This window comes from Modestobacter sp. KNN46-3 (assembly GCF_011039295.1).
Genome location: NZ_JAAKGN010000055.1, coordinates 21,522 through 28,025 on the forward strand (window position 1 = coordinate 21,522; position 6,504 = coordinate 28,025).

4 protein-coding genes are annotated in these 6,504 nt (G+C 74.5%); 2 read left to right on the forward strand and 2 right to left on the reverse strand.

All coding sequences use genetic code 11. From position 1 onward, the window contains the following. Positions 1-14: 14 nt before the first annotated feature. Positions 15-524, reverse strand: coding sequence for a MarR family winged helix-turn-helix transcriptional regulator (locus G5C62_RS13375; protein ID WP_164701367.1), 510 nt, complete (start codon positions 522-524; stop codon positions 15-17). A 114-nt stretch (positions 525-638) separates the two neighbouring features. Between G5C62_RS13375 and G5C62_RS13380 the strand changes: the two genes are divergently transcribed. Continuing rightward, positions 639-3,761, forward strand: a complete 3,123-nt coding sequence (locus G5C62_RS13380; protein ID WP_164701368.1) for an efflux RND transporter permease subunit — start codon at positions 639-641, stop codon at positions 3,759-3,761. Between the two features lie 64 nt (positions 3,762-3,825). Here G5C62_RS13380 and G5C62_RS13385 read toward each other — a convergent pair whose 3' ends face one another. Next, positions 3,826-5,259, reverse strand: a complete 1,434-nt coding sequence (locus G5C62_RS13385; protein WP_241175886.1) for an MFS transporter — start codon at positions 5,257-5,259, stop codon at positions 3,826-3,828. Between the two features lie 124 nt (positions 5,260-5,383). Here G5C62_RS13385 and G5C62_RS13390 point away from each other — a divergent pair. Further along, positions 5,384-6,504 (forward strand): alpha-amylase family protein (locus G5C62_RS13390; protein ID WP_164701369.1); only part of this gene is annotated, 1,121 nt, incomplete at its 3' end.

Consider the following 6,504-nt stretch of genomic DNA (forward strand, 5'->3'; position numbering starts at 1 on the left):
ACCGGACGGTCGGATCAGGGTCGGTCGTCCTGGTCCCTCAGGACCCGCAGCACGCCGGTGAGACCCTCCTGGAGCGCAGCGAGCTCGCTCGGGCGCAGTGCCTGCAGGACGGCGGCGTCGGTCTCCACGTCCGACGCCATCAGCCGGCGGACCACCCGGACCCCGGCCCGGGTGGGCGTGAGCACCCGGCCCCGCCCGTCCCGGCTGTCCGGTGTCCGGTCGACCATGCCGGCGCGGACCAGTCGATCGACCAGGCCGGTGATGGTGGCCGGGCTCACCTCCAGCAGCTCGCTGAGGTGCTGCGGCGTCATCGACTCCTCGATCACCAGGAAGGTCAGCCCGCGCAGCTGCTGGAGGGTGAGCGGGGTGTCCAGCAGCGGCTCGAGGCGGCGCCGCACGCTGTAGTCGCCGATCTGCGCGCCCAGGCGCAGCACCGCCAGCACCTCGGCGGGGAGGTCGCGCCAGCCCTCGGGCCAGTCGTCGGGCACGTCGTCGGGGTCGGGCACGCTGGTCTCGATGGTCATGCGCACCTCCTCCGGGGGAGTGTCGGCGTTCACCGGTAGTTTGCTCGAAGCTAACTACTCGGTGCAAGCTGGCCGGGTCCACTCCCGACACCGGCCCCGGCCGTGGAGGAACGCGTGTCCCGTCTCGCCGTCCTGTCCCTGCGGAACCGAGCCCTGGTGGCGTTGGCCACCATCGCGGTTCTCGTGTTCGGGCTGATCTCGGCGGGCTCGCTGAAGCAGGAGCTGATCCCGAGCCTGCAGATCCCCGCTGCCGCCGTCGTCGCCACCCAGCCCGGCGCCTCGCCCGACGTGGTCGAGCGCCAGGTCGTGCAGCCGCTGGAGCAGGCCATCGGCACCGTGGACGGCGTGGTCGCCACGACCTCCACGGCCAGCACCGGGCTGGCGACGGTCGCCGTCGAGCTGGAGTACGGCTCCGACATCGACCGGGCCACCGCCGCGCTGCAGACCGCGGTCAGCCGGGTGCAGGCCCAGCTGCCGGCCGACGTCGAGCCCCAGGTGCTGGCCGGGTCGCTGGCGGACCTGCCCGTCGTGCAGCTGGCGATCGCCGCGCCGGGCGACACCGCCGCCCTGTCCGACCGGATCGACTCCGCCGTCGTCCCGCTGTTCGAGCAGGTCGAGGGCGTCCGCGACGTGACGGTCACCGGGGCCAGCGAGCCCCGCGTGCAGATCGCCCTGGACCCGGCCGCCCTCGCGGCGGCCGGGATCCCGGCAGCAGCGGTCACCGCCGTGCTCGAGGAGAACGGCGTGGTGCTGCCCGCCGGCACGGTGACCGAGGGGGAGCAGACCCTGTCGGTGCAGGCCGGTGACCGGCTCACCTCGGTCGAGGAGCTCCGCGCCCTCCCGCTGACCGGTGCCGACGGCGCGGTCACGCCGCTGAGCGCGGTCGCCACGGTGGAGCTGGGCGAGGCGCCGGCGACGTCCTACTCCCGGGTCGACGGTCAGCCGGCCCTCTCGGTCGGGCTGACCCAGACCCCGGACGGCAACACCGTCGACATCTCGCACGCCGTCGAGGACCTGCTGCCGCAGGTGCGGGAGCTGCTGGGTGAGGGCAGCACGGTGGCGGTCGTGTTCGACCAGGCGCCGTTCATCGAGGAGTCGATCGAGGGCCTGGCCACCGAGGGCGGCCTCGGGCTGCTGTTCGCCCTGGTCGTGATCCTGGTCTTCCTGGCCTCGGTGCGGTCCACGTTGATCTCGGCGGTGTCGATCCCGGTGTCGCTGTGCGTCACCTTCATCGGGCTGCAGGTCGCCGGCTTCTCGCTCAACATCCTCACCCTGGGCGCGCTGACCGTCTCGATCGGCCGCGTGGTCGACGACTCCATCGTGGTCATCGAGAACATCAAGCGGCACCTGTCCTACGGCGAGGCGCGCACCAAGGCGATCCTCGGCGGCGTCCGCGAGGTGGCCGGTGCGATCACCTCCTCGACCATCGCCACCGCGGCGGTCTTCCTGCCGATCGCACTGGTCGGGGGCCTGGTGGGCGAGCTGTTCCGGCCCTTCGCGCTCACCGTGGCGATCGCCCTGATCGCCTCGCTGGTCGTCTCGCTGACCATCGTCCCGGTGATCGCCTCGGCGTTCCTCAAGGCGCCGGAGACCGACCGGGAGGACACCGCCGAGGTGGCCCGCGAGCGGGAGGCGGCCGAGGCGGCGGAGCGGCGCACCTGGTTGCAGCGGCTGTACGTCCCGGCGCTGCGCGGCGTGCTGGCCCACCGCCGCTGGACCGTCGCCGGTGCGCTGGCCGTCTTCGTCGGCACCCTGGCGCTCACCCCGCTGCTGCAGACCAACTTCATCGGCGACGCCGGTGAGGACACCGTCACCGTCACCGCCGCCTACCCGGCCGGCACCAGCCTGGCCGCGCAGGACGAGCGGGCCCGCGTCCTGGAGAGCGCGCTCGGCGAGGTGCCCGGGGTGGGGACCGTGCAGACCACGGTCGGCTCGGCCGGCGGGTTCGCCGCGTTCAGCGGTGGCGGTGGCACGCCCACGGCGACGTTCTCGCTGACCCTGGCCGAGGACGGCGACCCCGAGGAGACCCGCGCGGAGATCCGGACGGTCGCCGAGGAGCTCCCCGACGTCGGGGAGGTCACCGTCGCCGCAGCCGGCTCCGGGTTCGGCAGCTCGACGGTCGACGTGCTGGTGCAGGCGGCGGACGCCGACGTGCTGGCCGAGGCCGCCGACCAGGTGCAGCAGGCCGTGTCCGAGGTCCCCGGGGCCACCGACGTCACCAACGACCTGTCGGCCGGGCTGCCGGTGGTCCGGGTCGACGTCGACCCGGTGGCGGCCGCCGAGGCCGGGCTGACCGAGGCGCAGGTGACCCGCACCCTGGCCGGGCTGACCAACGCCGTCCCGCTCGGGGAGATCGACGTCGACGACGCGAGCACGCCGGTCTACCTGGACCCGGTGCAGGCCCCGCAGACGGTCGAGCAGCTCCGCGCCGTCGTCCTGCCGACGGCCGGGGGCCTGGTGCCGCTCACCCAGCTGGCGACGATCGAGGAGGAGCAGGCCCCCAGCTCGATCAGCCGGGTCGACGGCGAGCGCAGCGCGACCGTGTCGGCGACCCCAGCCGGCACCGACCTCGGTGCGCTCACCGCCGAGCTGCATGCAGCGATCGACGGGCTCGACCTGCCGGCCGGTGCCGAGGTGTCGATCGGTGGCGTCGCCGCCGACCAGGGCGAGGCCTTCGCCGACCTGGGCCTGGCCCTGGTGATCGCCGTGGTGATCGTCTACCTGGTGATGGTGGCGACCTTCCGCAGCCTCACCCAGCCGTTCATCCTGCTCGTCTCGGTGCCGTTCGCCGCGACCGGTGCGCTGCTGATGCTGTTGGTCACCGGCACCCCGCTGGGCGTGCCGGCGCTGATCGGGGTGCTGATGCTCATCGGCATCGTGGTGACCAACGCGATCGTGCTGATCGACCTGGTCAACCAGTACCGGGAGCAGGGTCGCCCGCTGGCCGAGGCGGTCAGCGAGGGTGCCCGCAAGCGGCTGCGGCCGATCGTGATGACCGCGGCGGCCACGGTGCTGGCCCTCACCCCGATGGCGTTCGGGCTGACCGGCGGCGGGGTCTTCATCTCCCAGCCACTGGCCCTGGTGGTGATCGGCGGCCTGATCACCTCCACGGTGCTGACCCTGCTGCTGGTGCCGGTCCTCTACACCTCGCTGGAGACCCGCCGCGAGCGGCGGGCGGCCACGCGCGCGGGGGTCGCGGAGCCGGAGCCGGCGGCGGAGGAGCTGCAGCCGGCCTGACGTCCGGTGCGCAGTTCCGGTCGCCGGCGGCGGTGTGTCCGCGCGTGTCGGCGACCGGAACTGCTCACTCGGGGGCGGGGGAGACCGAGGACGGCGCGGGCGCCGGGTGCCCGGCGCGGGGGCGGCCGGGCAGGAAGGCGGTCAGCACCGCCAGTGCCAGGCACGCCCCGCAGCCGATCGCGGCCAGCACGGTGTAGCCGCTGGACGGCGGCAGGTCCGTACCGGCCGGGGTGAGCGCCTCCAGCACCGTGGCGCTCAGCGCGCTGCCCAGCGCGAACCCGACGTAGCGCAGCACCTGGTTGAGGCTCATCGCACTGCCGGTCTCCCCGGCCGGCACGGCACCGACGATCAGCCCGGGCAGTGCCGCAAAGGTCAGGCCCACGCCGAACCCGGCGACCGCCATTGCCACGAACAGCTGCCACAGCTCCTCGCGGACCAGGCCGAACAGCACGGTGCCCAGCAGGAGGACGAGGGCGCCGACCGGCAACACCACCCGCGGCCCGGCGGCCCGGTCCAGCGGCCGGCCGACCCGGCTGGCCAGGAAGCTGGCGACGGAGAACGGCAGCAGGATCAGCCCGGCCACCACGATCGAGGTGCCGAAGCCGTAGCCGGAGGACTCCGGGGTCTGCGCCAGCCGGGGCACCGACGACAGCAGCAGGTAGTTCGCCAGGCCGACGAGCAGGGCGGCGCCGTGCGCGGTGGCGGCGACCCGGCCGCGGGCCAGCCGCAGGTCGACCAGCGGGGCCTCGGCGCGCAGCTGCCACACCGCCCAGGCGACCAGCGCGAGGACGGCGACGACGGCCAGCCCGAGCACCGAGGGTGAGGTCCAGCCCCAGGTGCCGGCCTCGCCGAGGGCCAGCAGCCCGGTGGCGAGCCCGATCCCGAGCAGCACCGCGCCGGCGACGTCCAGCCGCCGGGGCGGCACGTCGGGCGAGGGCGGGTAGACCAGCGCGGCGGCGGCCAGGGCGAGCACGCTGGCACCCGCGCCGAACCAGAAGGCGGCGTGCACCCCGCCGAGCTCGGCGATCGCCCCGGTCAGCGGGTAGCCCAGCCCGACACCGGCGGCGACGGTGACCGACAGTGCCGCGACCGTGGACCGGGAGCGCTCACCGGTCAGGGCGGTGCGGGCGGTGGCGATCGCCAGCGGGGTGAGCCCGAGGCCCAGCCCCTGCAGCCCGCGGCCGGCGACCAGCCAGCCCAGGCCCAGCGGGAGGGCGGCCAGCACGTTGCCCAGCAGCACCACGGTGAGGACGACGAGCACCACGGTGCGGCGGTGCCGGCCGTCGCCGAGCCGCCCGATCACCGGCGTGGCCACCGCACCGACCACCAGGGTGATGGTGAGGGACCACTGCGCGCTGGTGATCGAGACGTCGTTGGCCGCGGCGATCGCCGGGACCAGCGGGGCGCCCAGGCTGCTGATGACCGCGACGAGCATGGCCAGGTAGAGGAGCACCGGGACCAGTGCCGGCCGGGCCGGCGACGCGGGAGGGGCGGTCACGCCGGCGACGATAGGTGCGGCCTGCACCCTGGCCGGGGTGCGTCTTCCGCCCAGCGGCGGCCCGGCCCGGCGCGCTGGGTAGCGTCGGCGGAGCTGGGTGCAGAGGTCGACACGAGGGAGCGGGATGCCGGACTGGGTGCAGGACGCGGTGTGGTGGCACGTCTACCCGCTGGGCTTCGTGGGCGCCGAGCGCGAGGCGACCGAGGTGGTGACGCACCGACTGGACCGGCTCACCGGCTGGCTGGACTACGCCGTCGAGCTGGGCGCGAACGGACTGGCGCTGGGTCCGGTGTTCGCCTCCAGCACGCACGGCTACGACACCGTCGACCACGGTCGGATCGACCCGCGGCTCGGGGACGACGACGACTTCGACGAGCTGGTCGCGGCCGCTCACGAGCGCGGCCTGCGGGTGCTGCTCGACGGGGTGTTCAACCACGTCGGCCGCGAGCACCCGGCGTTCCAGGCGGTCGTCGACCGGGGGCCCGACGCGCCCTCGGCGGCCTGGTTCCGGCTGCGCTGGCCGGACGGCTGGCAGCCCGGCGTCGTACCGGAGTACGACACCTTCGAGGGCCACGGCCAGCTGGTCGCCCTGGACCACTCCGCGCCGGTGGTCGCCGACTGGGTGACCGAGGTGATGACGCACTGGCTGGACCGCGGTGCCGACGGCTGGCGGCTGGACGCCGCGTACGCCGTCCCGGCGTCCTTCTGGGCGACCGTGCTGCCCCGAGTGCGGGAGCAGCACCCGGAGGCCTACCTGGTGGGCGAGGTCATCCACGGGGACTACGCGCAGCTCGTGCGGGAGTCGACGATGGACGCGGTCACCCAGTACGAGCTGTGGAAGGCGATCTGGAGCTCGCTGAACGACGGCAACCTGCACGAGCTGGCGCACGCGCTGGGCCGGCACGACGGGTTCCTGGACACGTTCGTGCCGCTGACCTTCGTCGGCAACCACGACGTCACCCGGATCGCCAGCCGCCTCGACGACGTCGCGCACCTGCCGCACGCGCTGGCGGTGCTGTTCACCGTGGGCGGCACGCCGTCGGTCTACGCCGGCGACGAGCAGGCCTTCACCGGGGTGAAGGAGGACCGGGCCGGTGGGGACGACGCCGTCCGGCCGCCCTTCCCGGAGTCCCCGGACGAGCTGGCGCCCTTCGGTGAGCCCACCCGCCGGCTGCACCAGGAGCTGATCGGGCTTCGCCGGCGGCACCGCTGGCTGCACACCGCGCGCGTCACGCCGCTGCACCG